Below are 26,034 nucleotides of genomic sequence, written 5' to 3'. Positions count from 1 at the left end.
AAGGGGGAGGAGAGTGGTAGTCCGTTATCGCTTGTTGTTCGGCTTCTTCTTCGCACGGGCCTTGCCCACCGGCTGCTGACGCTGGGCCGGCTTGACCTCGTCGGTCGGCTTATCTTCCTTGTCCTCAATTATGGTGATCCCGCGGCGCCGGTTCTTCTTTGCGATGCGATTCTCGCGTTCCAGCGCCGCCTCACTGCCCGGTGTTGGCATGTTCCTGATGACGATGAACTGCTGCACCATGGTCCAGAAGTTCGAGACAAGCCAGTAGAACATCACGCCGAGCGGGAAGGTGAACCCGGAAAACGCGAATACCAGGGGCAGTAGGTACAACAGGAGCTTCTGCTGCTTGTACATGGGGGAGTTCTGCATCTCGGGCGACTGGTTCTTCGACATGATCTGCAGTTGCGTGATGAACTGCGATGCCGTCATCAGCACCACCATGATTGCCGCGATGATAATGACGGCCACGTTGCCGTCGGCGGTCGAGATGGCGAGGTGCAGCGGAGCGCCGAGAAGCTCGGAGGTTCCGAATGATGTCGCGAGTTCCTGGTTGAGGAGCCCGATTCCCGCCGGGTTTCCTTCACTCTGGGCACTTTGCAGCACTGAAAAGAGGCCAAAGAAGATCGGCATCTGCAGCAGCAGCGGCAGGCAGGAGCTCAGGGGGTTCGTCCCGGTCTTCTTGTACAGGGCCATCGTCTCGCGCTGCATAGCCTCGCGAGAGAACTGGTCCTTCTTTCCCTTGTACTTATCCTGAATCTTCTTCAGATGCGGGGCGACTTCGAGCATCCGTCGCTGACTCTTGATCTGGCGCACAAAGACCGGAATAAGCGCCGCACGCACCACGAGCACGAGGCCGACAATCGAGAGCACCCAGGTGATACCTGCGTCCGGGTCCATACCGGTCATGGTGATCAGCGAGTGGAAGGCGACGAGGATCGCTTCGATGACCCATTTGATGGGCCAGAGAATTGTGCCTAGGAAGTCCATATCTCGGGTCAGCCCTTTCCGTGGCTTAGTGCCAGGTCAGCATGCACCCGGGTTACTTGAGGTTGTGTCACGAAACCGAATCGACTGATCGTGTAGCCGGAGTTCCGCGCAAGCGGGATGTCGTCGATTCCGCCGGCCGCCCAGGGGTGGCAGCGGATGAGTCGGAGCGATCCGTACCCGACCCCGCGAATCACGCCGTGGTGCTGGATGGCCTGCAGCGTATAGGACGAGCATGACGGGTAATAGCGGCAGACATCGCCATAGAGTGGAGAGATCACGGCGCGATAGACGCGGAGAAAAATCACGCAGATGTTCCGGGGCAGCAGCAGCACGAACGTCAGTGTTCGTCTCATGCTCGCGCCATACCTTTGTGTAGGATCTGGGTTATTTCAGTGTTAAGGCTAGCCCAGGAAGCCTGCGCCGCGGCTGGCAGTGCTCTAATCACGACGTCGGTGCCCGGAGCGAGATCCGAGACGAGAACGGACACCGCTGCCTTGAGCCGGCGCCGGACCAGGTTGCGGCGCACCGCATTGCCGACGGCCTTCGAGACGATGAAGCCCACCCGAGGCGGCCGCTCGGCCGTACCCCTCCGCGTGTAGATGACCAAATTCGGGGTCGCCGAGCGCCGCCCCGACCGAACGACGAACCGATAGTCATCGGAACGCACAATGCGATTCAGTCGGGCGAGCACCGGTGGGTTTGGCCGTTTTCCGCTATGCGGAGAGCTCGGTGCGACCCTTGCGACGACGTGCGCCGAGGATCGCTCGTCCCGCACGAGTGCGCATACGCAGGCGGAACCCGTGCACTTTCGCGCGACGACGGTTGTTGGGCTGGAATGTGCGCTTGCTCATAATTGAATCTCCACGATGTTGCGGTCAAAGGATGATGCCCGGAGCCCCCGCAAGCGATATCACACAGCTTGCAAAGGATTGGGATGGCCCGCGGGCCAGAAGTCAACTGATTAAAAATACGTTCTTTAAGGGCTCCGGTCAAACCACGCCGGTGGAGGGCCCAGTTTATCCACATGGGGATAACCCGTTTTGCGGAGCCCACACCCCCGCAAACTAAGGTAGGTGGACGACGCAGCCGGTGGATAACCCTGTGAGTAACCCAAAGAATTGCACGTAAAGGGGAAGCATGACCGACACCGCGGACGAGATCCAGCCGATCTGGCAATCCGTTCTCGCCAGTTTGCGTTCAGATGAACGAATCACCCCCCAGCTGCAGGGCTTCCTCAGCCTCGTCGAGCCCAAGGGAGTGATGGCAGGCACGATCTATCTCGAGGTGCCGAACGACCTCACCCGAGGGATGCTGGAGCAGCGCATCCGGCTGCCGCTGCTCAACGCCATCGCCGACCTCGGCGACGGCGTCTCGGTGGCGAATTTCGCAATCGTGGTCAACCCCGACATCTCCCACGACTCACTCGACCCCGCCGAGGAACGGCGGGAGGAGAGTGTGGAGGCGCCATGGCAGGAACAGAAGACAATGATGCCCTCGCCGGCCGAGGCCACCGGCAAGCGCGCCGACTCACGCCTCAACCCGAAGTACAACTTCGACAACTTCGTCATCGGGGGCTCCAACCGGTTCGCCCATGCGGCTGCAGTGGCGGTCGCAGAGGCTCCGGCAAAGGCATACAACCCGCTGTTCATCTACGGTGATTCCGGGCTCGGTAAGACCCACCTTCTGCACGCGATCGGCCACTACGCCGAGAGCATGTACCCCGGCATCCGGGTCAGGTACGTCAGCTCGGAAGAATTCACCAACGACTTCATCAATTCGATCGCCAACAACCGGGCGTCGGTTTTCCAGTCCCGCTACCGCGACATCGACATCCTTCTGATCGACGACATCCAGTTCCTGCAGGGGAAGGACTCCACCCAGGAGGCCTTCTTCCACACCTTCAACACCCTTCACGACCACAACAAGCAGGTGGTCATCACGAGCGACCTCCCGCCCAAACAATTGACGGGCTTTGAAGACCGTATGCGGTCGCGCTTCGAGTGGGGCCTCATCACCGACGTGCAGGCGCCCGATCTGGAGACCCGCATCGCCATCCTGCGGAAGAAGGCGCAGAGTGACCGGCTCCAGGTACCGCACGACATCCTCGAGTACATCGCCTCGAAGGTGTCGTCGAACATCCGGGAGCTTGAGGGCACCCTCATCCGCGTGACGGCATTCTCGAGTCTGAATCGGATGCCCGTCGACATGGCGCTCGTGCAAACGGTGCTCAAAGACCTCATCACGCTCGACGACGACAACGTCATCGCCCCGGTCGACATCATCAATCACACCGCCGACTACTTCAAGCTGACCGTCGACGACCTCTATGGGTCCTCCCGGTCGCAGGCCGTGGCCACGGCCAGGCAGATCGCGATGTACCTGTGCCGGGAACTGACCAACCTCTCCCTTCCCAAGATTGGCCAGTTATTCGGCAACCGCGACCACACGACCGTGATGTACGCCAACAAGAAGATCAGCGAGCTCATGAAGGAGCGGCGCTCGATCTACAACCAAGTGACCGAGCTGACCAGCCGTATCAAACAAAACCACCGCTACAGCAGCCTGTAAGGCCACTGCCCCCAAAAATGGGGCTGTAGTGCACAATGTGGATAACTTGTGTAATTCGGTGGATAACTACCCACTGGCTTGTCGAGAACGTCTCTCGCCTGTGGAATCTCCGAATGACAACAATGCCGACCTTCGGCCAATTGTGACGCCAGTCCCACACCCCCTCCACAACTCACACGTGTGTAGTTCCCTACGCCCGTTTGAGAAACCCCGAGTTACTCACAGTTCACACAACGGTTAATACAATTGTTCTTTAAAGAATCCATTGGGTCAGAAAAGAACCTGTTCACGACCGAGTGTCTCGATCGCCGGCCACGGAGCCGGGCTCCGGCTATGTCAGTATTGAGGCCCGAGTCATCCGCAATCGCGCCAGGGGAGTCCCCATGAAGTTTCAGGTCAACCGTGACGTCTTCAGCGAAGCCGTTTCCTTTGCCGTGAAGCTCCTCCCGCAACGCACAACCCTGCCTATCCTCAGCGGCGTGCTCATCGAGACGACGAGCGAGGGACTGACGCTGTCATCCTTCGACTACGAGGTGTCCGCCCAGACGTCGATCACGGCCGAGGTCGAAGAGGACGGCAAAATCCTCGTCTCGGGCCGCCTGCTGGCCGATATCGCAAGCCGTCTGCCCTCCGCGCCGGTGCAGTTCTCAACCGAGGACAACCGCATCAAGGTCACGTGCGGCTCGGCGCACTTCACACTGCTCAGCATGCCCGTCGAGGAATATCCGACCCTGCCGCACGTCTCCGAGCAGACCGGCCTGCTTCCCGCCGAGGAGTTCGCCACCGCCGTAGCCCAGGTCGCCGTCGCGGCATCGCGTGACGATGTCACCCCGGTGATCACGGGCGTGCAGCTGGAGGTGTCGCAAAACTCGTTGAGCCTCGTGGCAACCGACCGGTATCGCGTCGCAGTGCGCGCGATCGACTGGGATTCGGCCGGATCCGAGGTCGAATCTGTCACAGCGCTGGTGCCGGCGCGCACGCTGCAGGAAATCGGCAAGACTTTCGGCCACAGCGGCACGATTTCCGTGTCGATAACGAGCACCGACGAGCGCGAGCTCATCGCCTTCCGCGCCGACAAAAAGACCGTCACCTCATTGCTCATCAAAGGCAATTTTCCCCCGGTCAAGCGACTGTTCCCCGAGACCGTCGACAACTACGCCGTGGTGAACACGGCCGAGCTCATCGAGTCGGTGCGCCGCGTCTCGCTCGTTCTCGAGCGCGAGGCGGCCCTTCGCTTCAGTTTCACTGTCGATGGGCTCACGCTCGAGGCGATCGGGTCGGAGCAGGCCCAGGCATCCGAGTCCATCGACGCTTTCCTCACCGGGACCGACACCGTCGTGTCGCTCAAACCGCAGTTCCTGCTCGACGGACTCGGTGCGGTGAAGTCGGAGTTCGTGCGCATCTCGTTTACAAAAACCGACAATCCCAACAAGCCAGGACCGGTCCTCATCACGAGCCAGTCGTCGAAGGACCAGCCGGGTGCGGACGACTTCCGTTACCTGCTCCAGCCGAATCTGCTGCTGCGCTGAGCGGCAGCTGCCACATTCCATGCGCACCTGGCTCGGGTCTCAGCCCCGGTAGCCCGGTGCAGCGGAGATCAGCATGCTAGTCACCCACTTGACCCTCACCGACTTTCGCAATTACGAGACTGCGGAGGTCGAGTTTGCGCCGGGGGCGAACCTGTTCGTGGGCAGCAATGGGCAAGGCAAGACCAATCTCGTGGAGTCGCTGGGGTATCTCAGTACCCTCGGCTCCCACCGCGTCGCGACCGATCACGCGATGATCCGCAAGGGCTGTGATTCAGCGATCGTTCGGGCCCGGGTGCAGCACGGAGACCGTCAGGTGCTCGCTGAGGTGCAACTCAACCGCACCTCGGCGAATCGTGCTCAGATCAACCGGTCCGCGATCAGGACCCGTGACCTGCCCCGGTATTTCTCGAGTGTGCTGTTTGCCCCGGAGGATCTCGCGCTCGTGCGCGGGGAGCCCTCTGGCCGCCGTCGTTTTCTCGATGAACTCCTTGTGCTTCTCACACCACGGCTGTCGGGTGTGATGGCCGACTACGACCGTGTGCTCAAGCAGCGCAACAGCCTGCTGAAGTCGGCGAGGTCCTCCGGGGTGAAAGGGGCACAGCTCTCGACCCTGGAAATCTGGGATGACCGGCTCGTCGCCTTGGGTTCCGAGCTGATCGAGGCGCGAAGCCGACTGATTGCCCTGCTGGTACCGCAGGTGAGCGCCGCGTACGTGGCGATCGCGGGAGAAGACCACCGGGCCCAGCTGTCGAGCCAGCTCAGCATCCTGTCGTCGGACGTGGACGACGAGAACTCCCCGGCCTCCACAGGCGGCGAGTTCGTGCCGATCTTCGCCGCGGATGCCGCGGTGGCGTTTCGGGCGTCCCTTGTGCGGTTGCGCCGGGCGGAGCTCGAACGCGCCGTCACACTTGTCGGCCCCCACCGCGACGACCTCATACTCGAGCTCAATGGCATGGCGGCGCGCGGCTATGCGAGCCATGGTGAGTCCTGGTCGTTCGCTCTCTCCCTGAAGCTCGCGTCGGCTGAGGTGCTGCGCCGGGAGTCGACCAGCGGAGACCCCGTGCTCATCCTCGACGACGTCTTCGCTGAACTCGATCAGTCCCGGCGCGCGCGACTCGCGGGTGCCGTGGCCGGCTTCGAACAGGTGCTCATCACCGCCGCGGTGCTCGAGGACGTCCCTGAGGAGCTCACCGCCAACACGGTGCGCATCCAGCAGGGCAGGATTGTGGACGAATGATCGAGGAGTCGGAATCCCGCGCCGTCTATGAGAGGTTCCGCCGGGTGTTCGGGAACGGCCAGGCCCGATCGAGCGACGCCCGCAAGCGGACGAAGAAGGAGCCGGGTTCGAGCACCGCGTTCGGTCTGGGACGGGATGCCCGCGGCCTCGGTGAGGTGCTCGACAACCTCACGGCCACTCTTGGCTGGAATTCACCCCTCGCCCAGTCGGAGCTTCTCGCCTCGTGGGCGGATATCGCCGGTGTCGAGACGGCCGAGCACTCAACTCCGGTCGGCATCGAGGAGGGGACACTCACGGTACGCTGCGATTCGACGGCGTGGGCAACCCAGCTGCGTCTCATGCGGGTACAGATTACGAGCCAGATCGCCGCAAAATACCCGGACGCGGGCATCCAGTCGGTGCGCTTCGAAGGGCCGGGTGCCCCCTCCTGGAAACGCGGCCCCAAATCAATTCCTGGGCGTGGTCCGCGCGATACCTATGGATAACAGGGCAAAAACGATCGGTCCGCACAAAATCTGTCCTCAGAAGGGCGTTTAGGACTGATGCCTCTCAGTGCTTTGGTAGAATCGGGAGGTCCTCGAGGCATCTTTCCGAAGAGAAAGCCCGGCCACGGTTGACAGTCCCGATCTACCTGGCAGGAGCCCAACTTCATTATGACGACAGCCCCCTCTACTCCCCTGCCAGACGACAGTTACGGCGCCGATCAGATTCAGGTACTCGAGGGGCTCGAAGCAGTTCGTAAGCGGCCCGGCATGTACATCGGCTCGACCGGTCCCCGGGGCCTGCACCACCTGGTGTACGAGGTAGTCGACAACTCGGTGGACGAAGCGCTTGCCGGGCATTGCGACCTCATCGTGATCACGATGCTGCGCAATGGCGGCATCCGAGTCGTTGATAACGGCCGGGGAATCCCCGTCGACCTGAACAAGAGCGAGAACAAATCGACCGTCGAGGTTGTGCTGACGATCCTGCACGCTGGCGGAAAGTTCGGCGGCGGCGGCTACGCGGTGTCTGGAGGCCTGCACGGGGTGGGAATCTCTGTCGTCAACGCGCTCTCCAGGGAGCTTGATGTCGAGGTGCGTCGTCAAGGCCACATCTGGCGCCAGAGCTTCACGCACGGTGTGCCGAACGCTCCACTCGAAATGGGCGAGTCGTCTGACGAGACCGGCACGACGGTGACATTCTGGCCGAGTCCCGACACGTTTGAGACCATCGAGTTCGACTACGACACCCTGCGCGCCCGCTTCCAGCAGATGGCGTTCCTCAATAAGGGACTCACGATCACGCTCGTCGACGAGCGTGAAATCGATGGTGCCGAGCGTACCGAGGTGGAGTACCTCTACGAGAACGGGCTGGTCGACTACGTCGAGTACCTCAACTCCGCGAAGAAGCTCGAGGTCGTGCACCCCGACATCATCTCCTTCGAGTGGGAAGACAAGGAACGCAAGATCTCGGTTGAGGTGGCGATGCAGTGGACCAACTCCTACCAGGAGAGCGTGCACACCTACGCCAACACCATTAACACCCACGAGGGCGGAACCCACGAAGAGGGCTTCCGCGCCGCTCTCACGAGCCTCGTCAATCGCTACGCGCGCGAGAAGGGCATCATCAAAGAGAAGGACGACAACCTCACCGGCGATGATGTCCGCGAGGGCCTGACCGCCGTTCTCTCGGTGAAGCTCGCCGAGCCGCAGTTCGAGGGCCAGACCAAGACCAAGCTCGGCAACACCGAGGCCAAGTCGTTCGTGCAGAAGATCACCGGCGAGCAGCTCGCCGACTGGTTCGACCGCAGCCCCACCCAAGCGCGCGACGTCATTCGCAAGGCCATCCAGGCCTCACAGGCGCGAATGGCCGCCCGCAAGGCGCGTGAGCAGACCCGCCGCAAGGGGCTGCTCGAGTCGGGCGGGATGCCGGGCAAGCTCAAGGACTGCTCGAGCAAGGATCCCGCGCGCAGCGAGATCTTCATCGTCGAGGGCGACTCCGCTGGCGGCTCCGCGGTGCAGGGGCGCGACCCGGAGACCCAGGCGATCCTCCCGCTGCGTGGCAAGATCCTCAATGTGGAGAAGGCCAGGCTCGATCGCGCGCTCGGCAACAACGAGGTGCAGGCCATGATCACCGCCTTCGGGGCGGGGATCGGCGAGGACTTCACGCCAGAGAAGGCCAGGTACCACAAGATCGTGTTGATGGCGGATGCCGATGTCGACGGCCAGCACATCACCACGCTTCTCCTCACGCTGCTATTCCGCTATATGCGCCCACTGATCGACCTCGGCTACGTGTACCTCGCGCAGCCGCCTCTCTACCGGCTCAAGTGGACCAACTCGCCGCACGAGTACGTCTACACCGACCGGGAGCGCGACGCGCTCCTCGCCGCCGGTGCCGCGGCTGGCAAGCGCATCCCGAAGGACAACGGCATTCAGCGCTACAAGGGCCTCGGTGAGATGGACTACAAGGAGCTGTGGGACACGACCATGAACCCGGAGACCCGCACGCTCCTGCAGGTCACGCTCGACGACGCACTCGCCGCTGACGAGATCTTCTCGACCCTGATGGGCGAGAACGTGGAATCGCGCCGCAACTTCATTCAGAAAAACGCCAAGGACGTGCGTTTTCTCGACATCTGACCTCGGTTCGTTAGGGCGCGACGCGCCCCGATCGCACCCGCCCACTCACTAAGGACTCACCAGATATGGCCGACGAAGTAACTCCAGACGATGCGGAACAGCAGATCGCGGGCCGCGAGATCGACCTGAGCCACGACAAGATCGAGCAGGTCGACCTCCAGCTCGAGATGCAGAGGTCGTACCTCGACTACGCGATGAGCGTCATCGTCGGTCGTGCGCTGCCTGAGGTGCGCGACGGGCTCAAGCCTGTGCACCGTCGCGTCATCTACGCGATGTACGACGGCGGCTACCGTCCCGACCGGGCATTCTCCAAGAGCGCCCGCGTCGTCGGCGAAGTGATGGGCCAGTTCCACCCACACGGCGACTCGTCGATCTACGACGCTCTTGTGCGCCTCGTGCAGCCATGGAACCTCCGCTACCCGCTCGCGCTCGGACAGGGAAACTTCGGGTCGGCCGGCAACGACGGCGCCGCAGCCGCCCGGTACACCGAGACCAAGATGGCACCGCTCGCAATGGAGATGGTCCGTGACATCGACGAGGACACGGTCGACTTCTCTGACAATTACGACGGGCGCACGCTCGAGCCCGACGTGCTGCCAGCGCGGTTCCCCAACCTGCTCGTCAACGGCTCGGTCGGCATCGCGGTCGGCATGGCCACCAACATCCCGCCGCACAACCTGCGTGAGGTCGCGTCCGGCGCGCTGTGGGCCCTCGAACACCCGGATGCCTCGCGCGAGGAGCTCCTCGAAGCCCTCCTCCAGCGGGTGAAGGGTCCGGACTTCCCGACCGGCGCCCAGATTCTCGGCATCAAGGGCATCCAGGACGCGTATCGCACCGGACGTGGCTCGATCACGATGCGCGCCGTCGTGAGCGTGGAGGAGCTCCAGGGGCGAACCTGCCTCGTCATCACCGAGCTGCCGTACCAGGTCAACCCGGACAACCTCGCGATCAAGATCGCGGAGCTTGTCAAGGAGGGCAAGGTTGGCGGCATTGCCGACATTCGCGACGAGACGTCGGGCCGCACCGGCCAGCGGCTCGTCATCGTGCTCAAGCGCGATGCCGTGGCAAAGGTGGTGCTCAACAATCTCTACAAGCACACGCCCCTGCAGGAGAACTTCGGCGCGAACATGCTCGCGATCGTCGACGGCATCCCACGCACACTCCCCATCGATGGCTTCATCTCGGCGTGGATCGCGCACCAGATCGACGTCATCGTGCGGCGGACGACATTCCGCTTGCGCAAGGCCGAAGAGCGTGCGCACATCCTGCGTGGCTATCTCAAAGCCCTCGACGCCCTCGACGAGGTCATCGCGCTCATCCGCCGCTCGTCGACCGTCGAGGATGCCCGCGATGGGCTCATCGCGCTGCTCGAGATCGACGAGCTGCAGGCCCGCGCGATCCTCGAGATGCAGCTTCGGCGCCTCGCCGCGCTCGAGCGCCAGAAGATCATCGACGAGCACGACGCCATCGAGCTCGAGATCTCCGAGTACCAGTCGATTCTCGCCAGCCCCCAGCGCCAGCGGGACATCGTGAGCGAGGAGCTCACTGAGATAGTGACGAAGTTCGGCGACGACCGTCGGACCGAGATCATGTTCGGCTTCGACGGCGACATGAACGTCGAAGACCTCATCCCCGAGGAGGAGATGGTCGTCACGGTTACCCGTGACGGCTACATCAAGCGCACCCGCAGCGACAACTACCGAACCCAGCACAGGGGTGGCAAGGGCGTGCGAGGGGCTCAGCTGCGCGCGGACGACGTCGTTGAGCACTTGTTCGTCACGACCACCCACCATTGGTTGTTGTTCTTCACCAACAAGGGCCGCGTCTACCGCGCCAAGGCCTACGAGGTGCAGGAGGCCGGTCGTGACGCCAAGGGCCAGCATGTCGCCAACCTGCTCGCGCTGCAGCCGGACGAGGAGATCGCCCAGATCCTCGACATCCGCGACTACGCCGTCGCCGAATATCTGGTGCTCGCAACACGTGGCGGTCTCATCAAGAAGACCGCGCTCACCGAGTACGACACCAACCGCACGGGTGGCATTATCGCGATCAACCTGCGCGAGGACGACGAGCTGGTCTCGGCGATGCTCGTGGAGGTCGACTCCGACCTGCTCCTGGTCTCGCGTAAGGGGATGTCGATCCGCTTCACCGCCTCCAACGAGGCGCTGCGGCCGATGGGCCGTTCGACCTCGGGCGTGATCGGGATGCATTTCCGTGGCGAGGACACGCTCCTCGACGCATCCGTCGTGTCTGACGAGGGCTACGTCTTCGTCGTCACCGAGGGCGGGTACGCGAAGCGCACGAGCGTGGACCAGTACCGGGTACAGAACCGCGGCGGGCTGGGCATCAAGGTCGCCAAGCTCGCGGAGAACCGCGGCGACCTCGCTGGCGCGCTCATCGTGGGCGAGGACGATGAGGTGCTCGTGGTGCTCGCGAGCGGCAAGGTAGTGCGCTCGTCTGTCGCCGAGGTCCCGGCCAAGGGGCGCGATACCATGGGCGTGGTCTTCGCTCGATTCGCCGCCGACGATCGCATCATCGAAGTCGCGAAGAACAGCGAACGTAACCTGATTGCCCAGGATGCCGAGGCCCCGACCGGGGAGGACGCTCCCAACCCGGACTCGGTCGAAAAAGACTCGACCGAGACGGTTTCAGCCGGCGAGAGCCAGGCCGGGAAGGACGAAACAGTAGATGAGTAGCGTCGCCGAAAAACTTCAGCGCAAGGCACCAAAGAAGGCCAATACCAAGCAGGTGCGTCTGAAGCTCATGTATCTCGACTTCTGGTCGGTGGTCAAGCTCTCGTTCCTCACCGCGATCTGCTTCGGAATCGTGCAGGTCGTCGTTGCGATCCTGGTCTGGACGGTGCTCAACTCGACCGGCATCTTCAGCGAGCTCGATGACCTCTTCCGCGCGGTTCTCAACGACGAAACCTTCAGCGTGACCAGTGAGTTCTCGCTTGCCACCGTCGCGAGTTTCGCCCTGGTGGTCGCGGCGCTCAACGTCGTGATCGGTACCGCCCTCGGCGCCGTTTTCGCCGTGCTCTACAACCTCGCCGCGCGAATCACCGGCGGGCTGCTCGTCGGATTCCAGAACAACTGATCGGTCGGGCACCGGCGCGACGCGCGCACCGGTGCCCGACGATTTAGTGAATCCCACCGGGTGCGATACTGTCGTATCTGCCCTCATGGGGCTATAGCTCAGGCGGTTAGAGCGCTTCGCTGATAACGAAGAGGTCCCTGGTTCGAGTCCAGGTAGCCCCACTCGGGAATCCCGCACCAGTTGCGGGCCCCTCGGGGACGTAGCTCAATTGGCAGAGCACCGCCTTTGCAAGGCGGGGGTTAGGGGTTCGATTCCCCTCGTCTCCACAGTCAGGGTCTCCCCTTGTTAATAGGCTTATTAATAGGTCCCGTGCGGCGAGCGGGGATACGCTTCCGCTGTGACGAGGATTCTCGCGGCCGGAGCCGTGATCAGAGACGCCGCCGGCCGCATCCTGTTCGTGCTGAGGGGCAGGCCCCCGCAGGCGGGATGCTGGAGCCTGCCGGGCGGCCGGGTGGAACCGGGCGAGTCGCTCGCGCAGGCCGCAGAGCGCGAGGTGCTCGAGGAGACGGGGCTTGTCGTTCGCGCGCTGTACGAGTGGGGGAGCATCGAGATCCCCGGAAACGGGACGGATGTCTTCGAGGTTCACGACTTCGCGGCCGAATACCTCTCCGGCACCCTCGTCGCGGGAGACGACGCACGGGACGCGCGCTGGTTCGCCGCTGAGGAGCTGGGCGGCCTGACGACGAGCGCGGGTCTCGTGGACCACCTCGAGCGGTGGGGCGCCTACCCCTGAGCCTAAGGGCGCCACAGGGGCACACAGCGCCTGTCCGGCGCCCGTGGTCGCCCGGGGAACAGCAAAGGCGCCGCCGGTCGAGAATCTCGACGCGGGCGGCGCCTCGGCGTGGCCTACCTGGGCGCTACTTGGGAGGCTCTGTGTCATCCGCTTCGTCGAGCACCCACAGCTCGTCGTCAGCGCGCAGGGTCTGCCAGGCGGCGTAGGCGACGCCCGCAACGGCGATGAGGCCGAGTGCGATGAGGATGTATCCACCGGGACCCATCGACTTCTTCGGAGCTGGCACGAAGCTCACTCGCTTGCCGACCTTCTTGTAGGCCTTGCTCGCCTTCTTCGATGCGTCGGCGTAGGCGCGCTCGGCGTTCTTGCTGACGCGCTTGGTCGTCTTCTGCACCTGCTCGACGACCTCGCGCACGCGGGGGTCCTTCGAGACCTCAAGCGTCGCGAGTGCCGAGGCGAGAGCCCCGGACACACTCGGCAGCACGTCGTGCATGATCTTGTAGCGCGTGCCGTCGACCGCGCTCTTCGTAGCCAGGAAGCCGGTCTCGACCGCGGGGACGATCCGATCATCGACCGTGGAGCGGATACGGGGAGCGACCTCCTCACGGGAGACGTTCCCGAGCTGGCGCCCTGCCTCGCGCACGACCTTCGAGGCGTGGTCGAGAACCTCTCTCTGCTCTTCCCAGAGATCCGTGGCGGTGTGCTTCAGCCGCTTGAGTTCCTTCTCGCGCTTACGTGATAGTCCCATGAGATCACCCTCCGGTTGTGGTGTAGCGAACTAGGTAAGTCTTTCATGTTGCAGGCTGGCCGCCAACACCGCGAAAACTGGGCGAATCCTGAGTGGGCAGAGCCGCTGTGGGAGGATGGTGGAATGTCTACTCACACCCATGTCGCTACCCTCACGACCAATCTCGGGCCCATCCGCGTCAATCTCCTCGGCAATCACGCCCCGAAGACCGTCGCCAACTTCGTCGGTCTCGCGACCGGCGAGATCGAGTGGACCCACCCCGGCACCGGCAAGGTGTCGAAGGACAAGCTGTACGACGGTGTCGTCTTCCACCGCATCATCGACAACTTCATGATCCAGGGCGGCGACCCGCTCGGCCAGGGAACCGGCGGACCGGGCTTCCAGTTCGACGACGAGATCCACCCCGAGCTCGACTTCACCAAGCCGTACCTCCTCGCCATGGCGAACGCCGGCACGCAGGGTGGTCGTGGCACGAACGGATCGCAGTTCTTCATCACGACCGTTCCCACCACGTGGCTGCAGGGCAAGCACAGCATCTTCGGCGAGGTCGCCGACGAGGAGTCCCGCGAAGTGGTCAAGAAGATCGAGGCCGTGAAGAAGGATGCCCGTGACCGCCCCCTCGAGGACGTCGTCATCGAGAGCGTCACCGTCGAAGCTGTCTGAGTCGTCGTAACCCCACAATGAGCGGCGCCCAGCCCGACCCGCAGAACCACTGCTACCGGCACCCGGACCGCGAGAGCTACGTTCTCTGCCAGCGGTGCGGGCGCACAATATGCCCTGCCTGCCAGACGCAGGCGGCGGTCGGCTTCCACTGCCCGGAATGCATCCGGGAGGGTCGGGCGAGGGCGCCGCGCACCAAATCGAGGCTGTCGACGTCAGCGAGGCGCCTCACCGCGCCGGGGTCACCCGCTGTCACCTACTCGATCATCGGTGTGACGGCGCTGGTGTTCGTGCTGCAACTGGTGAGCGGCGGGCTCGTGACGAGGTACCTGACCTACTTCCCCGTGCTGACGGCGCGCGAGCCGTGGACGATGGTGACGTCGCTCCTGGTGCACTCCACGAGCTCATTTCTGCACATCCTGTTCAACATGTTTTCGCTCTTCATCTTCGGGCGGATCCTCGAGCCGATGGTCGGCAGGTGGCGGTTTCTCGCCCTCTACCTGCTGAGCGGCCTCGGCGGGTCGGTTGCCGTGCTGCTGCTCAACCCCACCGGTGGGGTGCTCGGGGCATCGGGGGCCATCTTCGGGCTCTTCGGCGCCTTCTTCGTGATCCAGCGCGGTCTTGGCGGCAACAGCGGCCAGCTTGTCGTGCTGATCGTGATCAACTTGTCGATCGGCTTCTTCGTGCCGAATATCTCCTGGCAGGCTCACGTCGGTGGCCTCATCGTCGGCGCGCTGGTTGCGTTCGTCTACATGCGCACGCGCCTCGCGCGCCAGAAAAACCGCCAGTTGCTGATTCTCGCGGCGATCGCCGCGGGCCTCATCGCGCTGAGCTACCTGGGGTTCACGACGACATTTGTCGGCTGACCCGGACGCGAGCGCCTGAGTTATCCACAGCCCTATCCACAGTGGGGATAATTACAGGCATGTAATTGTCGGCCTAATGGGGGACCTTGGCCCCGTACGTCATCGCCAGCGCGTGGTCATGAGGAATCCCAGGAACAGGATTCCGAAGCCGACGAGGATGTTCCCGTCGCCGAGCGACTGGATCGGCAGAGTGGTGCCGCTGACGTAGAACACGATGATCCAGGCGAGCCCGATGAGCATGAGGCCGAACATGATCGGTTTGAACCACACGGGGTTGGGGGCGTCGTCGCCGCCGCGTTTCTGCGTGTCGGGGCCGCGGCCGCCGTTCTTGTCGTTCGTCGCAACAACGGGCTTCGCGCGTTCGTTCGATCGGGCCATTCCGGAATTCTAGCGCGAATGGCGGGGAAGGCACGTCTTTCGCGCCGACCGCCGAGCCCGGCGGGCGTCGCCGCCGTCGTGCCCGCCGTCGTCCCAGCCGCCGTCGCTTAGAATTGTCGGCATGACTCGGCGCCCTGATTCACCCCCGGGGCGCCCCCGCATCAGCGTCGTCGGGGTGATCGGGGAGCTCCTCATCACGGCGGGCGTGTTTGTCTTCCTCTTCCTCGGCTGGCAGCTGTGGCTCAACGACATCGTGGTTGGCAGCGCGCAACGGGAGGACGCGATGGCGTTCAGCCGTGAGCTCGGGTCGGCGGCGCCTCCGGCCACCCCCCTCGACCCCGACACCGAATTCGGTGAGCCCGTCGTGAGCCCCGCATCCGCCGAGACGGTCGCCTTCGCGAACATCTACATTCCGCGGTTCGGCGACGACTACGTGCGGACTATCGCCGAGGGAGTGGACGCGAGCAATGTGCTTCGCAGCGGCGTCGGCCACTACCCCGGCACGCAGATGCCGGGTGAGGTGGGCAACTTCGCAGTCGCGGCACACCGCACGACCTACGGTGCGCCGTTCAACCGCATTGCCGAGCTCACCGTCGGCGATCGCATCTATGTGCAGACATCGGATGGCTGGTACACCTATGCGTTCCGGTCGATGGAATACGTTCTGCCGACGGCCATCGAGGTACTCGAGCCGGTTCCTCATGCTCCGGGGATGGCCGCGAGCGAGCGCATTATCACCCTCACCAGCTGCAACCCGATGCTCTCGGCCGCCGAGCGCATCATTGCCTATGGGGTCTTCGAGGACTGGCAACCAGCATCCGCCGGGGCCCCCGAGGAGCTCGCGGAGCTGAATTTGGGAGGTACGTGATGTACGCCGCACTATGGTCTTTGCTGCCGGGTCCGGTGTGGGTGCGGGTGTTGATACTCGTCGTCCTGGTCGCTGTGATCCTCGCGGCCTGTGTCTTCGTCTTCTTTCCCTGGCTGAACAACTTCATCAATGTGACAGACGTTACGGTTGGACAATGACAAGAGTTCTCGTGATCGACAACTACGACAGCTTCGTCTACACGCTCAACGGGTACTTGCTGCAGCTGGGCGCGGAGACGACCGTGGTACGCAACGATGCCTTTGCGGTGGCGGACGTGGCGTCGGTCATCCGCGACTACGACTCGGTGCTCCTCTCGCCAGGCCCTGGGACCCCCGCGGCCGCCGGTGTCTCGGTGCCGGTCGTGACCGCGGCGCTCGAGTCCGGGCAGCCGCTGCTCGGAGTGTGTCTCGGACACCAGGCGATCGCCGAGGCGGTCGGCGCGACCGTCACCCACGCCGACGAGCTCATGCACGGCAAGACCTCACTCATCAGCCATGACGACAGCGACTTCTACGCCGGCGTGCCGCAGCCGTTCCGGGCCACCCGCTATCACTCCCTCGCTGTTGTCGACTCGACGGTGCCGAGCGATCTCGTCGTGACCTCGCGCACCGACGGCGGAGTGATCATGGGACTGCGGCACGAGAGCGCACCTATCTTCGGCGTGCAGTTCCACCCCGAGTCGGTGCTCACCGAGGGCGGTTACCTTATGCTCGCCAATTGGCTCGCGACCGCCGGGCTCACATCGGCCCAGCAGGCCGCGGTCGGACTCACGCCCCTCGTCGCCCTCGACTGACTCCCGACGGCCTGAACGTCCGATCGGGGCGGGGGCCGTCTAGCCGGCGCAGTACAGGATCATGATCGGCGCCCCCTGCGGGTGGTCGCCGGAGGGTAGGTCCTGTGCGGTCACGGCGCCACCGGAGCAGGAGTAGTCGGGCCTCGCCTCGATGGAGAGCCCGAGCGCGCTGAGGGTGGTGTTGGCGGTGTTGATCGGTTGCCCGACGACCATGGGCACCTCGACGAGCCCATTGCTCACGACGAGGTCGACAGTGTCGCCCTCGCGCACATCGGCCCCGGACGCCGGGGTGCTCGAGATGACGGTGCCCGACGGAACCGAGACGGCGTACTCGGGAGTGGTGATGCCGTAGATGAGCCCCCGTGCCTCGAGGGCGGCCTTCGCCGCCTCCTCCGACAGCTGTTCCAGCCGTGGCACTGTCGTGGGATTCTTGCCCAGAGACACGTAGACGCGCACCACGAAGTTCAGCTCGACCTTTTGGCCAGCCGACGGGTCGGTACTGATGATTGTTCCCTCAGGCACGGAGTCGCTCGCCTGCCCGATCTGCGTGGCGACGAGGTCAACGCTCGTGAGCGTTTCTGCCCCGTCCTGGTAGGTCGCGCCGACGATGTTCGGCACCGAGACCGAGAGATTGGTACCGAGCTCCCTCGGGCTGTCGGGCAGGTTCGCCACCCACAGAACGACCGCGATGAGGATTGCCGCCATGAGCGTGACGCCCGCCCAGATCCAGGCGACGGGCGGACGCGACTGGGTGCGCACGACCCGCTCGTCGTCGTGCGCGGAGAGGTGGCGCAGGGTCGCCTCGGGCCCGGTGACGGGGCTCGCGCCGAAGAGTGTGGCGTTGACGTCCGAGACCGCGGGGAGCCTGCGGTGCGGAACCTGGCCCGCGCCGGCCGCCTCGACGTCTGCGCGGAACTCCGAGGCGGTCTGGTACCGATTGAACTTGTCCTTGTTGAGCGCATGGAGCACGACGGAGTCGAGCGCCGGCGAGACCTTCGGATTGAGGCTCGATGGCGCGGCGGCAGGTTCGCTGATGTGCTGGTACGCGACGGCGGCCGCGCGCTCGCCACGGAACGGCGCACGGCCAGTGAGTAGTTCGAAGAGGATAATGCCGGTGGAGTACAGGTCGGTGCGGGCATCGACGGTCTCGCCGCGCGCCTGCTCGGGCGAGAAGTACTGTGCGGTGCCGAGCACGGCGCCGGTCTCGGCCACCGTTGCGGAGTTGTCGGAGACGGCCCGGGCGATGCCGAAGTCCATCACCTTCACCTGGCCGTTCTGGGTGATCATGATGTTGCCCGGCTTGATGTCGCGGTGCACGAGGAGCGCGCGGTGGCTGTACTCGAGCGCCGTGAGCACCTGGGAGATGATCCGCACGGCTTCGCTGGGCTCGAGCGGCCCCTCGGCGATGATGTCCTTCAGCAGTCGGCCGTCGACGTATTCCATGACGATGTAGGGCACCTGGTGCTCGGCGCCGCTCGAGTCGGTCGAGGTCTCCTCGCCGGCATCGAAGACCCGCACGATCGTCGGATGCGCCATGCGCGCGGCCTTCTGCGCTTCCTCCCGAAACAACAACCGGAACTTGGGGTCGGTCGCGAGGTCGGGCTTGAGCAGCTTGATCGCCACGCGCCGCCCGAGCCGGTTGTCGATGCCCACGTGCACATCCGCCATGCCACCACGCCCGATGAGATTCCCGACTTGGTATCGTCCGGCGAGGACTCGGGGCGCATCGACCGCCGGTCCGTCGCCGGAGCGCGGGAAGCCGGGGCCGCCGGTGCTGCCCGGGTAGGTGTTGACCATGGTTATTCCGGGGCCGTCTCGTGTTGCAAGACGAGCGGCTCGGACGGCGCCGACTGAATCCCGGAACACTCCGCGAGGTAGCTGATGCTCGTCGAGCCGGACTCGTTGTCGGTGAGAGTCACGGTGATCGACGTTGCGGACGGCGGTAGCGGGTTGGCCGGCGTGAAGCTCCCGCCTTCCACGTTCGCACGGAAGGCGGTGAGCTGGGTTCCGGTCGCGCACCCGGAGTACGCGGGAATGGTGACCGTGATCTCGTCGCCGGGCACGTAGGGACCCGCTGGTGCGGTCGCCGGCCCCGGCTGCGCGGGTGCCGCGACCTCGCCATACACGTCGAGGGTGACAAGCGTTCCGTTTCGCACGTTGCCGCGCGGGCTGATCGCGTAGACCGTCGACACCTGTTCCGGCGAGTTTGCGGCATTGCCGGTCACAACCGTGACCTCGAGTCCGAGCTCGCGAAGCCGCGCGGTCGCGTCCGCCTCGCTCGCTCCGATGAATTCGGCCGGATCGATGTTGACGGTGTCGCTCTCGGTGGGCGAGGGCGAGGGCGACGGCGTGGGCGATGGGGACGGGGATGGACTGGCGCTCGTCGAGGGGCTCGCTGACGCTACGGGCGCGTCGTCCCCGGAAAGCAGGAGGGCGATGAGGATACCCACGATCGCGAGCGCGATCACTCCGAGCAGTGCGATGAGCGGCCAGGTCCACGGATTGCGGGCCTTCGACTCGATCGGGCCCGTGGGTGGGGAGGCCGACACCGGAGCAGCGAGGATCTGGGTCGACTGGGTGCCGTCGGCGTTGCGCCCGGCCGGAGCCATCGCTGCGGCGGCCACGCCGCCGGCGAGGATAGCCGGAACAGCGGCAGCCGCCTGGTTCACGTCGCCGCGCCGGAGTGCTCGCGCGGCCCTGGCCAGATGTTCCGCCGAGGCTGGGCGATCGCTCGGCTTTTTTGCGATGCAGGAATAGACGAGGTTGCGCACCGGCTCGGACACCGTCACCGGCAGCTCGGGCGGTGTGTCGTTGATCTGGGCCATCGCGATCGCGACCTGCGACTCACCGGTGAACGGTCGGCGGCCGGCGAGCGACTCGTAGGCCACGATGCCGAGCGAGTAGATGTCGGTTGTCGGCGACGCAGAGTGCCCGCTCGCCTGCTCGGGCGACAGATACTGCACCGTGCCCATGACCTGCCCGGTGGCGGTGAGCGGCACCTGGTCGGCGATTCTGGCGATGCCGAAGTCGGTGATCTTGACCCGGCCGTCGGGCGTGATGAGCAGGTTCCCCGGCTTGATATCACGGTGAACGAGACCGGCGGCGTGGGCGGCGTGGAGCGCGGAGGCGGTCTGGGCGACGATATCGAGAACGCGATCGGTCGACAGCACCCGCTCGCGCTCGAGAATCGTGGAGAGCGCCTCGCCGGGAACGAGTTCCATGACCAGATACGCGCTGCCCTCTTCCTCGCCGTAGTCGAAGACATTCGCGATGCCCTCGTGGTTCACGAGGGCGGCGTGCCGCGCCTCTGCGCGGAACCGCTCCAGGAAGCCGGGATCGCCGAGATACTCGTCCTTGAGGATCTTGATCGCAACGGTGCGTCCGATTACAAGGTCGGTCGCCTGCCAGACTTCGCCCATGCCGCCGATCGCGACACGGCTCGACAACTGGTATCGACCACCGAAGGTGAGGCCACTTGTGGGTCTCATTTGTTCAGCACCGCCTCTATGACCTTCCTTGCAATTGGGGCTGCCACCGAGTTGCCGAACCCCTGACCATTTTCGACAACCACAGCCACTGCAATCTGCGGGTCTTCGGCGGGGGCAAATCCGGTGAACCACAGGGTGTTTTCGGCCCCGTCGTTCTCTGCTGTTCCGGTTTTACCAGCCACATCGACTCCGTTTATTCTTGCATTGCTGGCAGCCCCATTGTTCACGTTGTCGACCATCAGCTGGGTGAGCGTGGCCGCGGTGGCCGGGGAGACGGGAGTGTTGAGCACGACCTCCTGCGGCGGTTGGATGACCGTGAGGTTTGGTGCCCTGATCGACTCGACGAGCGTCGGCTCCATGAGCCGGCCACCGTTGGCGATAGCTGCAGAGACCATCGCGACCTGAAGCGGCGTCACGCGCACGCTCGCCTGGCCGAAGGAGGCGAGCATGAGCTCCGCCTCGCTCTCGGTCGCGGGGAACACGCTCGGCGTGACGTCCTGAGGAACGGCGAGGGGCCGCTCGAACCCGAAGGCCTCAGCGTACTGCGAGAGCGTGTCCTCGCCGAGGGCGGCACCAAGCTGCGCGAACGGAATGTTGCAGCTCAGCCGGAGGGCGGTGGCAAGGTCGACGGTTTCGGCGCCACCGCAGTTGCCGTCCGCGGCGTTGCTGATCGTGCTCGTAGACTGTGGCAGCTGCAGGGTGGGCGGGTTCGGGAATTCGCTCTCGGGCGTGTACTGCCCGCTGTCGATGGCGGCGGCGGCGGTGACGAGCTTGAAGACGGAGCCCGGAGCGTAGAGGTCGCCTGCGATCGCGCGGTTGAGCAGGGGCCGGCCAGGGTCGCTCAGCAGTGTGTTGTAGTTGTCGATCACGGCGGTCGTGTCGTGAACGGCAAGCAAGTTCGGGTCGAAGGCGGGCTTCGAGACCATCGCGATGATCGCTCCGGTTTTCGGGTTCACCGCGACGACCGAACCGGCGTTGTCGCCGAGGGCATCCCAGGCCGCCTGCTGCGCGACGGGGTCGATCGTCAGTTCGACGGATGCGCCCTTCGGCTTCTGACCGGTGATGATCGAATTGAGCTGATCGATGAACTGGGCGTTGGCGGTGCCGCTCAGGTAGTCGTTGAGCGCCCCCTCGACGCCGGAGTTGCCCTGGTTGAGGGTGAAGTAGCCGGTGACGGCGGAGTAGAGCTCCGGGCTGCTGTAGGTGCGCAGGAACTTGTACTGGTCGTCGACGGGGGTCGACTCCGCTACGGCGCCACCGTCGACGAGAATGGGCCCTCGCTCGGCCGAGTAGCTCGCGTAGAGCGTGCGGGTATTGCGGGGGTCGACGCGGAGGTTGTCGGTCTGGAAGACGGCGATGACGGTGGTCGAGGTGAACAGGGTCAGGAACATGATGAGCACAATCGCGCTCACTCGCTTGAGTTCTTTATTCATGCGTCGACCACCAATCTGGGTTGGTTGCGCACGGTGTCGGATAGTCGCAGCAGAAGTGCCGCGATGATCCAGTTGGCCACGAGCGAGGATCCTCCCGCGGCCATGAACGGTGTGGTGAGGCCGGTGAGCGGGATGACCCGCGTGATGCCGCCGATCACGATGAACACCTGCAGAGCGATCACGAAGGCCAGGCCGATGCCGAGCAGCCGTCCGAAATCGTCTTGTCCAGCGAAGCCGATCCGGAATCCACGCGAGACGAAGAGGAGGAACAAAGCGAGCAGGGCGAACAGCCCGGCGAGGCCGAGTTCCTCACCGAGGCTCGCAATGATGAAGTCACTCTCGGCGAAGGGGACGAGGTATGGGCTGCCCTGCCCGAGTCCGGTGCCGACGAGCCCGCCATCCGCGATGCCGAACAGTCCCTGAACGAGCTGGTAGCTACCGCCGATTTGCTCGTAGATGTCGTTGTTGAAGGCATCGAGCCAGCCGTTGAAGCGGCTATTGACGTAACCCAGTAGCTGGCTCGCGGCAACGGCCCCCGTGACGAACAGGGTCATGCCGAGGATGACCCAGCTGACACGACCGGTCGCGACGTAGAGCATGATGAGGAACAGGCCGAAGTAGAGCAGCGAAGTGCCGAGGTCCCGTTGCAGCACGAGGACGCCCATCGCGGCGACCCAGATGATGAGGATCGGGCCGAGGTCACGCACGCGGGGGAAGCGCATGCCGAGGAACTTCTTTCCCACGAGGGAGAGGCTGTCCCGTGCCGTGACGAGGTACCCGGCAAAGAACACCGCGAGGGCGATCTTCGCGAGTTCCCCGGGCTGGAAGGAGAGCGGAACGCTGCCATCCTCGCGCTGCGGGCCGATGCCGATCCAGACCTGCGAGCCGTTGATCTCGCGGCCGAGGCCCGGCACCAGGGGAAGCAGCAGCAACCCGACGCCGACGAACATCGCGATATAACGGTAGCGCTGCAGCACCCGGTGATTGCGGATGACGACGAGCACGACGAACGCCGCGAGCATCGCGATCGCGGTCCAGGCCATTTGACGGATACCGGATGCCGCCCAGCCCTCACGGCCGGCAGCGATGTCGAGACGGTAGATCATTGCGATCCCGATCCCGTTGAGCACGGTCGCGATGGGGAGGATGAACGGGTCGGCCTGGGAGGCGACGATGCGCAGCGTCACGTGCATCGCGAGGGCGAGAACGGCCAGTGCGGCCGAGTAGGTGAACACCTCCTTGCGCACCTCGCCGAGGGCGCCGAGCTGCACGAGCAGGATCGCGGCAGCGTTGATGAGGATCGCGAACACGAGTAGCAGCAGTTCGAGGTTGCGCAGCCTCGCCGGTTCGCGGAGCCGGATACGGATGGTGTCCGTCATCGTGGTCCGCTCGCCGGACTCAGGGGCGGGCCCTCCCATCTGGCCTTGGTTATTCGCTGACATTGGCCAGCCGTTCGATGATGTCGCGTGCGTCGCTGAGCGAGTCGGCGTTGATCGTTTCCTGGACAGTCTTCTGGGTATAGTTCGGCAGGTTTCCGAGCCTGATGTCGGTCGCCTCGTAGACACTGGAGAGAGCGATCGGACCGACATCGGCCTGGACCCCCTGGAAGATCGCGACCCGGGTGCCGTCCACCCCGACGAAGAAGCGGGTCTGGGTCCACTGGTAGGCGAGCACGAGCGCCACGATGATGGCGATGGCCGCGAGGCCGATGGTGACGAGCCAGGCGATTCGGCGGTTGCGGGCGCGGCGCCGGTCTTCGAGGATGAGCTCGTCGAGGTACTCCTCCGACTCCGGCTCGAAGTGCTCGTCGGCGGGTGGGGTCGCGCGCAGCGGATGCAGCAGGAGGGTCGGGAGCCGCATCGGACGACGGGCCGGCTCGGGCTCGAACGACAACGGCGCCGCCGCGGACCCGACGGTCCGGGGCGGGTTGCAGCCGGAGTCGCTCGACTCATCGATGTCAACCAGCACGACGGTGACATTGTCGGGGGCGCCCTGGTCGAGGCTCTCCTTGACAAGACGATGCGCGGCCTCGTCGGCATCCGGCAGCGAGGTCAGCACCGCGAGCATCTTGTCGTCGGTGACATAGCCGCTGAGGCCGTCGGAGCAGAGCAGCCAGCGGTCGCCCGGACGGATGTCGTGAACTGTCGTGTCGATCTCCGGTGATGCATCGACGTCACCGAGAACACGCATGAGAACCGAGCGGCGCGGGTGCACGGCCGCCTCCTCGGGCGTGATGCGGCCGGAGTCGACGAGGCGCTGCACGAAGGTGTGGTCCGCCGTGATCTGGGTTAGCTGGCCGTCGCGCAGCAGGTAGATGCGTGAGTCGCCGATGTGGGCGATCGCGATGTCGCTGCCGACGCGCAGCATGGCACTGACGGTCGTGCCCATGCCGGTGAGCTCCTGATGCTCATACACGGTGTCGGCGAGGAGCGAGTTGGCGGCGAGCAGAGCCGACTTCAGGGCGAACTGGGCATCCTGGGCCGAGGAGTACGGCTTGTCCGTCTCGGTGATGCGCTTGATGGTCATCGCCGAGGCAACGTCGCCGCCAGCGTGGCCGCCCATACCGTCGGCCACGACGAACAGGTGGGCCCCGGCGTACCCGGAATCCTGGTTGTTCGCGCGGATCTTTCCGACATGGGAAACGGCCGTGCTCTTGCCACCAGACGCCATGGAGCTACCGCCGGAGTTCGAAGCTGGTTGTGCCGATTCTGACCGGGGTGTTCAGGGGTATCTGGGTGGGAACAACAACCCGCGACCCGTCGAGGAAGGTTCCGTTGGTCGAATCGAGGTCTTGGATGACCCAGGAGTCGTTGAGGAGCATCAGTCGTGCATGGTGGGTCGAGGTGTAGTCGTCCCTGATTACGAGGCCGCTCTCGCCCGAGCGCCCGATCGTGAGCGGCTGGTTGCTGAGCGGCATCTCCACTCCGGAGCGAGGACCGGATGTGATGATGAGGCGGCTCGCGGTCGTCGACGTGGCCGGCGGTGCTGTGCTGTGTGGGAGCGAATTCGCCGGTGTCTGCGGCCGCTGGACCGGGGCAACCGAGGGGGGCGCGGACGGGGCGGCTGCGGCAGCGACGGCATCCGGTGCGCTCTGGCGGCGCACCCGCTGGCCGAACAGGTCGGTTCGCAGGGCGTACACGACGGCGAACACGAACCCCCAGAGCACGAGGAGGAACGCAAGCCTCAGAATGAGGAGTGTCAGGTCACTCACTTCTGGGTGCCTCGATCGCGCTCGTCGCGCAGGTCGACGTCGGAGGATTGGGCAAGCACTCGGAAAACAATACGGGTTCGACCGATCTGAATCACGGATTCGGGCGCCAGGGGCGCTTTCGAGACCGGTTCGCCGTTGAGTTGGGAGCCGTTTGTCGAGCCGAGGTCATTGACCTGTGCCCGCTTGCCGTCCCACAGAACCTCCACGTGCTTGCGGGAGATTCCGGTGTCGTCGACGGTGATGTCGGCGTCGTGGCCGCGGCCGACGATGGTGCGGGACTTCACGATTGGATATCGTTTGCCCGCCACGTCGAGCACCGGGGTCCAGGAGACCTCGCCCTTGACGTTCTGGGAGTCGACACGGATCATCCCCTCGCTGAGACCCGGGTCTTCGGTGAGGTGGATCGAGATGCCCCCGGCGAACTGGTACCCCTGCGCCGTCGCGTGATTCTGAACCAGCTGGGTGAGCTCGTCGATGAGCATCGGGCCGATCGCGGTCATCCGCTGGTAATCGCTGCGGCCGAGGCGGACGACGAATTTGTTGGGCACGAGAATGCGTTCGCGCGACACGACGGCGGCCTTGGTGTCGAGCTCCCGGCGCAGCGCGCTCGTGATCTCGATCGGAGCGAGACCACTCTTGAACGTCTTCGCGAACACGCCGTTGACGGCGCGCTCGAGTCCTCGCTCGAAGTTGTCCAACAGGCCCACGGGATCCTCGTTCCAGTCAATTCGTGACTTCTCGTATGTTAGCCGCTACCTCTTGTAGTGGAGATCGCGGCACAATGACGGCGCGGAACGGTTGCGCTGGCGGCCCAG

Annotated in this window: 25 protein-coding genes and 2 tRNA genes; 14 read left to right on the top strand and 13 right to left on the bottom strand. The window is 64.6% G+C overall.

Annotation, left to right across the window (positions count from 1 at the left end; all coding sequences use genetic code 11):
- Positions 1 to 24: 24 nt before the first annotated feature.
- From yidC to rpmH, 4 genes are read right to left on the bottom strand one after another with little or no spacing between them, the layout of a single operon-like run.
- Positions 25 to 987, bottom strand: a complete 963-nt coding sequence (gene yidC, locus BHD05_RS01945) for a membrane protein insertase YidC (RefSeq protein ID WP_161884927.1) — start codon at positions 985 to 987, stop codon at positions 25 to 27.
- 8 nt (positions 988 to 995) lie between these two features.
- The gene (gene yidD, locus BHD05_RS01940) at positions 996 to 1,340 is read right to left on the bottom strand and encodes a membrane protein insertion efficiency factor YidD (RefSeq protein ID WP_161884926.1); all 345 of its coding nucleotides are present in this window, start codon (positions 1,338 to 1,340) and stop codon (positions 996 to 998) included.
- Positions 1,337 to 1,654, bottom strand: a complete 318-nt coding sequence (gene rnpA / locus BHD05_RS01935) for a ribonuclease P protein component (protein WP_236966615.1) — start codon at positions 1,652 to 1,654, stop codon at positions 1,337 to 1,339. The genes yidD and rnpA overlap by 4 nt, the downstream gene beginning before the upstream one ends.
- A 46-nt stretch (positions 1,655 to 1,700) precedes the next feature.
- Positions 1,701 to 1,838: a 50S ribosomal protein L34 gene (rpmH, locus tag BHD05_RS01930; RefSeq protein ID WP_010204566.1), complete on the bottom strand. Its 138-nt coding sequence runs from the start codon at positions 1,836 to 1,838 to the stop codon at positions 1,701 to 1,703.
- A gap of 286 nt (positions 1,839 to 2,124) precedes the next feature.
- Between rpmH and dnaA the strand changes: the two genes are divergently transcribed.
- The 10 genes from dnaA (at position 2,125) to BHD05_RS01880 (ending at position 12,774) form a co-directional block, all read left to right on the top strand.
- On the top strand, positions 2,125 to 3,555 hold the full coding sequence (gene dnaA, locus BHD05_RS01925) for a chromosomal replication initiator protein DnaA (protein ID WP_161884924.1): 1,431 nt from the start codon (positions 2,125 to 2,127) through the stop codon (positions 3,553 to 3,555).
- Positions 3,556 to 3,938: 383 nt separating this feature from the next.
- Positions 3,939 to 5,084: a DNA polymerase III subunit beta gene (gene dnaN, locus BHD05_RS01920; protein WP_161884923.1), complete on the top strand. Its 1,146-nt coding sequence runs from the start codon at positions 3,939 to 3,941 to the stop codon at positions 5,082 to 5,084.
- 73 nt (positions 5,085 to 5,157) lie between these two features.
- Positions 5,158 to 6,321, top strand: coding sequence for a DNA replication/repair protein RecF (gene recF / locus BHD05_RS01915; protein ID WP_161884922.1), 1,164 nt, complete (start codon positions 5,158 to 5,160; stop codon positions 6,319 to 6,321).
- Positions 6,318 to 6,806, top strand: coding sequence for a DciA family protein (locus BHD05_RS01910; protein WP_161884921.1), 489 nt, complete (start codon positions 6,318 to 6,320; stop codon positions 6,804 to 6,806). Before recF ends, BHD05_RS01910 begins: the two co-directional genes overlap by 4 nt.
- Before the next feature lie 168 nt (positions 6,807 to 6,974).
- Entirely contained in the window at positions 6,975 to 8,945 is a 1,971-nt protein-coding gene (gene gyrB, locus BHD05_RS01905; RefSeq protein ID WP_161884920.1) for a DNA topoisomerase (ATP-hydrolyzing) subunit B, read from the top strand.
- A gap of 65 nt (positions 8,946 to 9,010) precedes the next feature.
- Positions 9,011 to 11,641 carry a DNA gyrase subunit A gene (gyrA, locus tag BHD05_RS01900; RefSeq protein ID WP_161884919.1) on the top strand — a complete coding sequence of 877 codons (2,631 nt, stop codon included), beginning with the start codon at positions 9,011 to 9,013 and terminating at the stop codon, positions 11,639 to 11,641.
- On the top strand, positions 11,634 to 12,041 hold the full coding sequence (locus BHD05_RS01895; protein ID WP_161884918.1) for a DUF3566 domain-containing protein: 408 nt from the start codon (positions 11,634 to 11,636) through the stop codon (positions 12,039 to 12,041). The genes gyrA and BHD05_RS01895 overlap by 8 nt, the downstream gene beginning before the upstream one ends.
- An 87-nt stretch (positions 12,042 to 12,128) precedes the next feature.
- Positions 12,129 to 12,202 (top strand) — tRNA-Ile (locus tag BHD05_RS01890).
- A gap of 32 nt (positions 12,203 to 12,234) precedes the next feature.
- Positions 12,235 to 12,307: transfer RNA gene (locus tag BHD05_RS01885), tRNA-Ala, on the top strand.
- A gap of 71 nt (positions 12,308 to 12,378) precedes the next feature.
- Positions 12,379 to 12,774: an NUDIX hydrolase gene (locus tag BHD05_RS01880; RefSeq protein ID WP_161884917.1), complete on the top strand. Its 396-nt coding sequence runs from the start codon at positions 12,379 to 12,381 to the stop codon at positions 12,772 to 12,774.
- A gap of 124 nt (positions 12,775 to 12,898) precedes the next feature.
- On the opposite strand, the gene BHD05_RS01875 is transcribed toward BHD05_RS01880, so the two are convergent.
- Positions 12,899 to 13,522, bottom strand: coding sequence for a DNA helicase (locus tag BHD05_RS01875; RefSeq protein ID WP_161884916.1), 624 nt, complete (start codon positions 13,520 to 13,522; stop codon positions 12,899 to 12,901).
- A gap of 123 nt (positions 13,523 to 13,645) precedes the next feature.
- On the opposite strand from BHD05_RS01875, the gene BHD05_RS01870 reads away from it, so the two are divergent.
- Positions 13,646 to 14,185, top strand: coding sequence for a peptidylprolyl isomerase (locus tag BHD05_RS01870; RefSeq protein WP_161884915.1), 540 nt, complete (start codon positions 13,646 to 13,648; stop codon positions 14,183 to 14,185).
- Positions 14,186 to 14,202: 17 nt separating this feature from the next.
- Positions 14,203 to 15,048, top strand: a complete 846-nt coding sequence (locus tag BHD05_RS01865; RefSeq protein ID WP_161884914.1) for a rhomboid family intramembrane serine protease — start codon at positions 14,203 to 14,205, stop codon at positions 15,046 to 15,048.
- A gap of 99 nt (positions 15,049 to 15,147) precedes the next feature.
- Here the strand turns inward: BHD05_RS01865 and BHD05_RS01860 are convergent, their stop codons facing one another.
- Positions 15,148 to 15,426, bottom strand: a complete 279-nt coding sequence (locus BHD05_RS01860; RefSeq protein WP_161884913.1) for a cell division protein CrgA — start codon at positions 15,424 to 15,426, stop codon at positions 15,148 to 15,150.
- 121 nt (positions 15,427 to 15,547) lie between these two features.
- On the opposite strand from BHD05_RS01860, the gene BHD05_RS01855 reads away from it, so the two are divergent.
- The gene (locus BHD05_RS01855) at positions 15,548 to 16,294 is read left to right on the top strand and encodes a class E sortase (protein ID WP_161884912.1); all 747 of its coding nucleotides are present in this window, start codon (positions 15,548 to 15,550) and stop codon (positions 16,292 to 16,294) included.
- Positions 16,295 to 16,448: 154 nt separating this feature from the next.
- Positions 16,449 to 17,087, top strand: a complete 639-nt coding sequence (locus tag BHD05_RS01850) for an anthranilate synthase component II (RefSeq protein WP_161884911.1) — start codon at positions 16,449 to 16,451, stop codon at positions 17,085 to 17,087.
- Positions 17,088 to 17,126: 39 nt separating this feature from the next.
- Here BHD05_RS01850 and pknB read toward each other — a convergent pair whose 3' ends face one another.
- Genes pknB through BHD05_RS01815 form a run of 7 tightly spaced genes read right to left on the bottom strand, consistent with a single transcriptional unit; the run spans position 17,127 to position 25,926 of the window.
- Positions 17,127 to 18,884, bottom strand: a complete 1,758-nt coding sequence (pknB, locus tag BHD05_RS01845) for a Stk1 family PASTA domain-containing Ser/Thr kinase (RefSeq protein ID WP_161884910.1) — start codon at positions 18,882 to 18,884, stop codon at positions 17,127 to 17,129.
- Between the two features lie 2 nt (positions 18,885 to 18,886).
- Positions 18,887 to 20,575 (bottom strand): protein kinase domain-containing protein, encoded by a 1,689-nt coding sequence (locus BHD05_RS01840; protein ID WP_161884909.1) that lies wholly within the window; start codon positions 20,573 to 20,575, stop codon positions 18,887 to 18,889.
- A complete protein-coding gene (locus tag BHD05_RS01835; protein WP_161884908.1) occupies positions 20,572 to 22,008 on the bottom strand; it encodes a peptidoglycan D,D-transpeptidase FtsI family protein in 1,437 nt (478 codons plus the stop codon). The genes BHD05_RS01840 and BHD05_RS01835 overlap by 4 nt, the downstream gene beginning before the upstream one ends.
- On the bottom strand, positions 22,005 to 23,387 hold the full coding sequence (locus BHD05_RS01830; RefSeq protein WP_236966614.1) for an FtsW/RodA/SpoVE family cell cycle protein: 1,383 nt from the start codon (positions 23,385 to 23,387) through the stop codon (positions 22,005 to 22,007). Before BHD05_RS01830 ends, BHD05_RS01835 begins: the two co-directional genes overlap by 4 nt.
- Positions 23,388 to 23,436: 49 nt before the next feature.
- Positions 23,437 to 24,678 carry a Stp1/IreP family PP2C-type Ser/Thr phosphatase gene (locus BHD05_RS01825; protein WP_161884907.1) on the bottom strand — a complete coding sequence of 414 codons (1,242 nt, stop codon included), beginning with the start codon at positions 24,676 to 24,678 and terminating at the stop codon, positions 23,437 to 23,439.
- A gap of 4 nt (positions 24,679 to 24,682) precedes the next feature.
- On the bottom strand, positions 24,683 to 25,219 hold the full coding sequence (locus BHD05_RS01820) for an FHA domain-containing protein FhaB/FipA (protein WP_161884906.1): 537 nt from the start codon (positions 25,217 to 25,219) through the stop codon (positions 24,683 to 24,685).
- Positions 25,216 to 25,926 (bottom strand): FhaA domain-containing protein, encoded by a 711-nt coding sequence (locus BHD05_RS01815; protein ID WP_161884905.1) that lies wholly within the window; start codon positions 25,924 to 25,926, stop codon positions 25,216 to 25,218. The genes BHD05_RS01820 and BHD05_RS01815 overlap by 4 nt, the downstream gene beginning before the upstream one ends.
- Between the last annotated feature and the right edge of the window lie 108 nt (positions 25,927 to 26,034).

This window comes from Marisediminicola antarctica (genome assembly GCF_009930795.1).
GTDB classification, from domain to species: domain Bacteria; phylum Actinomycetota; class Actinomycetes; order Actinomycetales; family Microbacteriaceae; genus Marisediminicola; species Marisediminicola antarctica.
Note: the sequence above shows the minus strand (reverse complement) of the source record. Positions and strands in the feature narration are given on the sequence as shown.

Coding starts and splice junctions, on each gene's coding strand:
- yidC (WP_161884927.1), bottom strand. CDS start 987: ATGGACTTCCTAGGCACAATTCTCTGGCCCATCAAATGGGTCATCGAA.
- yidD (WP_161884926.1), bottom strand. CDS start 1,340: ATGAGACGAACACTGACGTTCGTGCTGCTGCTGCCCCGGAACATCTGC.
- rpmH (WP_010204566.1), bottom strand. CDS start 1,838: ATGAGCAAGCGCACATTCCAGCCCAACAACCGTCGTCGCGCGAAAGTG.
- dnaA (WP_161884924.1), top strand. CDS start 2,125: ATGACCGACACCGCGGACGAGATCCAGCCGATCTGGCAATCCGTTCTC.
- dnaN (WP_161884923.1), top strand. CDS start 3,939: ATGAAGTTTCAGGTCAACCGTGACGTCTTCAGCGAAGCCGTTTCCTTT.
- recF (WP_161884922.1), top strand. CDS start 5,158: ATGCTAGTCACCCACTTGACCCTCACCGACTTTCGCAATTACGAGACT.
- BHD05_RS01910 (WP_161884921.1), top strand. CDS start 6,318: ATGATCGAGGAGTCGGAATCCCGCGCCGTCTATGAGAGGTTCCGCCGG.
- gyrB (WP_161884920.1), top strand. CDS start 6,975: ATGACGACAGCCCCCTCTACTCCCCTGCCAGACGACAGTTACGGCGCC.
- gyrA (WP_161884919.1), top strand. CDS start 9,011: ATGGCCGACGAAGTAACTCCAGACGATGCGGAACAGCAGATCGCGGGC.
- BHD05_RS01895 (WP_161884918.1), top strand. CDS start 11,634: ATGAGTAGCGTCGCCGAAAAACTTCAGCGCAAGGCACCAAAGAAGGCC.
- BHD05_RS01875 (WP_161884916.1), bottom strand. CDS start 13,522: ATGGGACTATCACGTAAGCGCGAGAAGGAACTCAAGCGGCTGAAGCAC.
- BHD05_RS01870 (WP_161884915.1), top strand. CDS start 13,646: ATGTCTACTCACACCCATGTCGCTACCCTCACGACCAATCTCGGGCCC.
- BHD05_RS01865 (WP_161884914.1), top strand. CDS start 14,203: ATGAGCGGCGCCCAGCCCGACCCGCAGAACCACTGCTACCGGCACCCG.
- BHD05_RS01860 (WP_161884913.1), bottom strand. CDS start 15,426: ATGGCCCGATCGAACGAACGCGCGAAGCCCGTTGTTGCGACGAACGAC.
- BHD05_RS01855 (WP_161884912.1), top strand. CDS start 15,548: ATGACTCGGCGCCCTGATTCACCCCCGGGGCGCCCCCGCATCAGCGTC.
- BHD05_RS01850 (WP_161884911.1), top strand. CDS start 16,449: ATGACAAGAGTTCTCGTGATCGACAACTACGACAGCTTCGTCTACACG.
- pknB (WP_161884910.1), bottom strand. CDS start 18,884: ATGGTCAACACCTACCCGGGCAGCACCGGCGGCCCCGGCTTCCCGCGC.
- BHD05_RS01840 (WP_161884909.1), bottom strand. CDS start 20,575: ATGAGACCCACAAGTGGCCTCACCTTCGGTGGTCGATACCAGTTGTCG.
- BHD05_RS01835 (WP_161884908.1), bottom strand. CDS start 22,008: ATGAATAAAGAACTCAAGCGAGTGAGCGCGATTGTGCTCATCATGTTC.
- BHD05_RS01830 (WP_236966614.1), bottom strand. CDS start 23,387: ATGACGGACACCATCCGTATCCGGCTCCGCGAACCGGCGAGGCTGCGC.
- BHD05_RS01825 (WP_161884907.1), bottom strand. CDS start 24,678: ATGGCGTCTGGTGGCAAGAGCACGGCCGTTTCCCATGTCGGAAAGATC.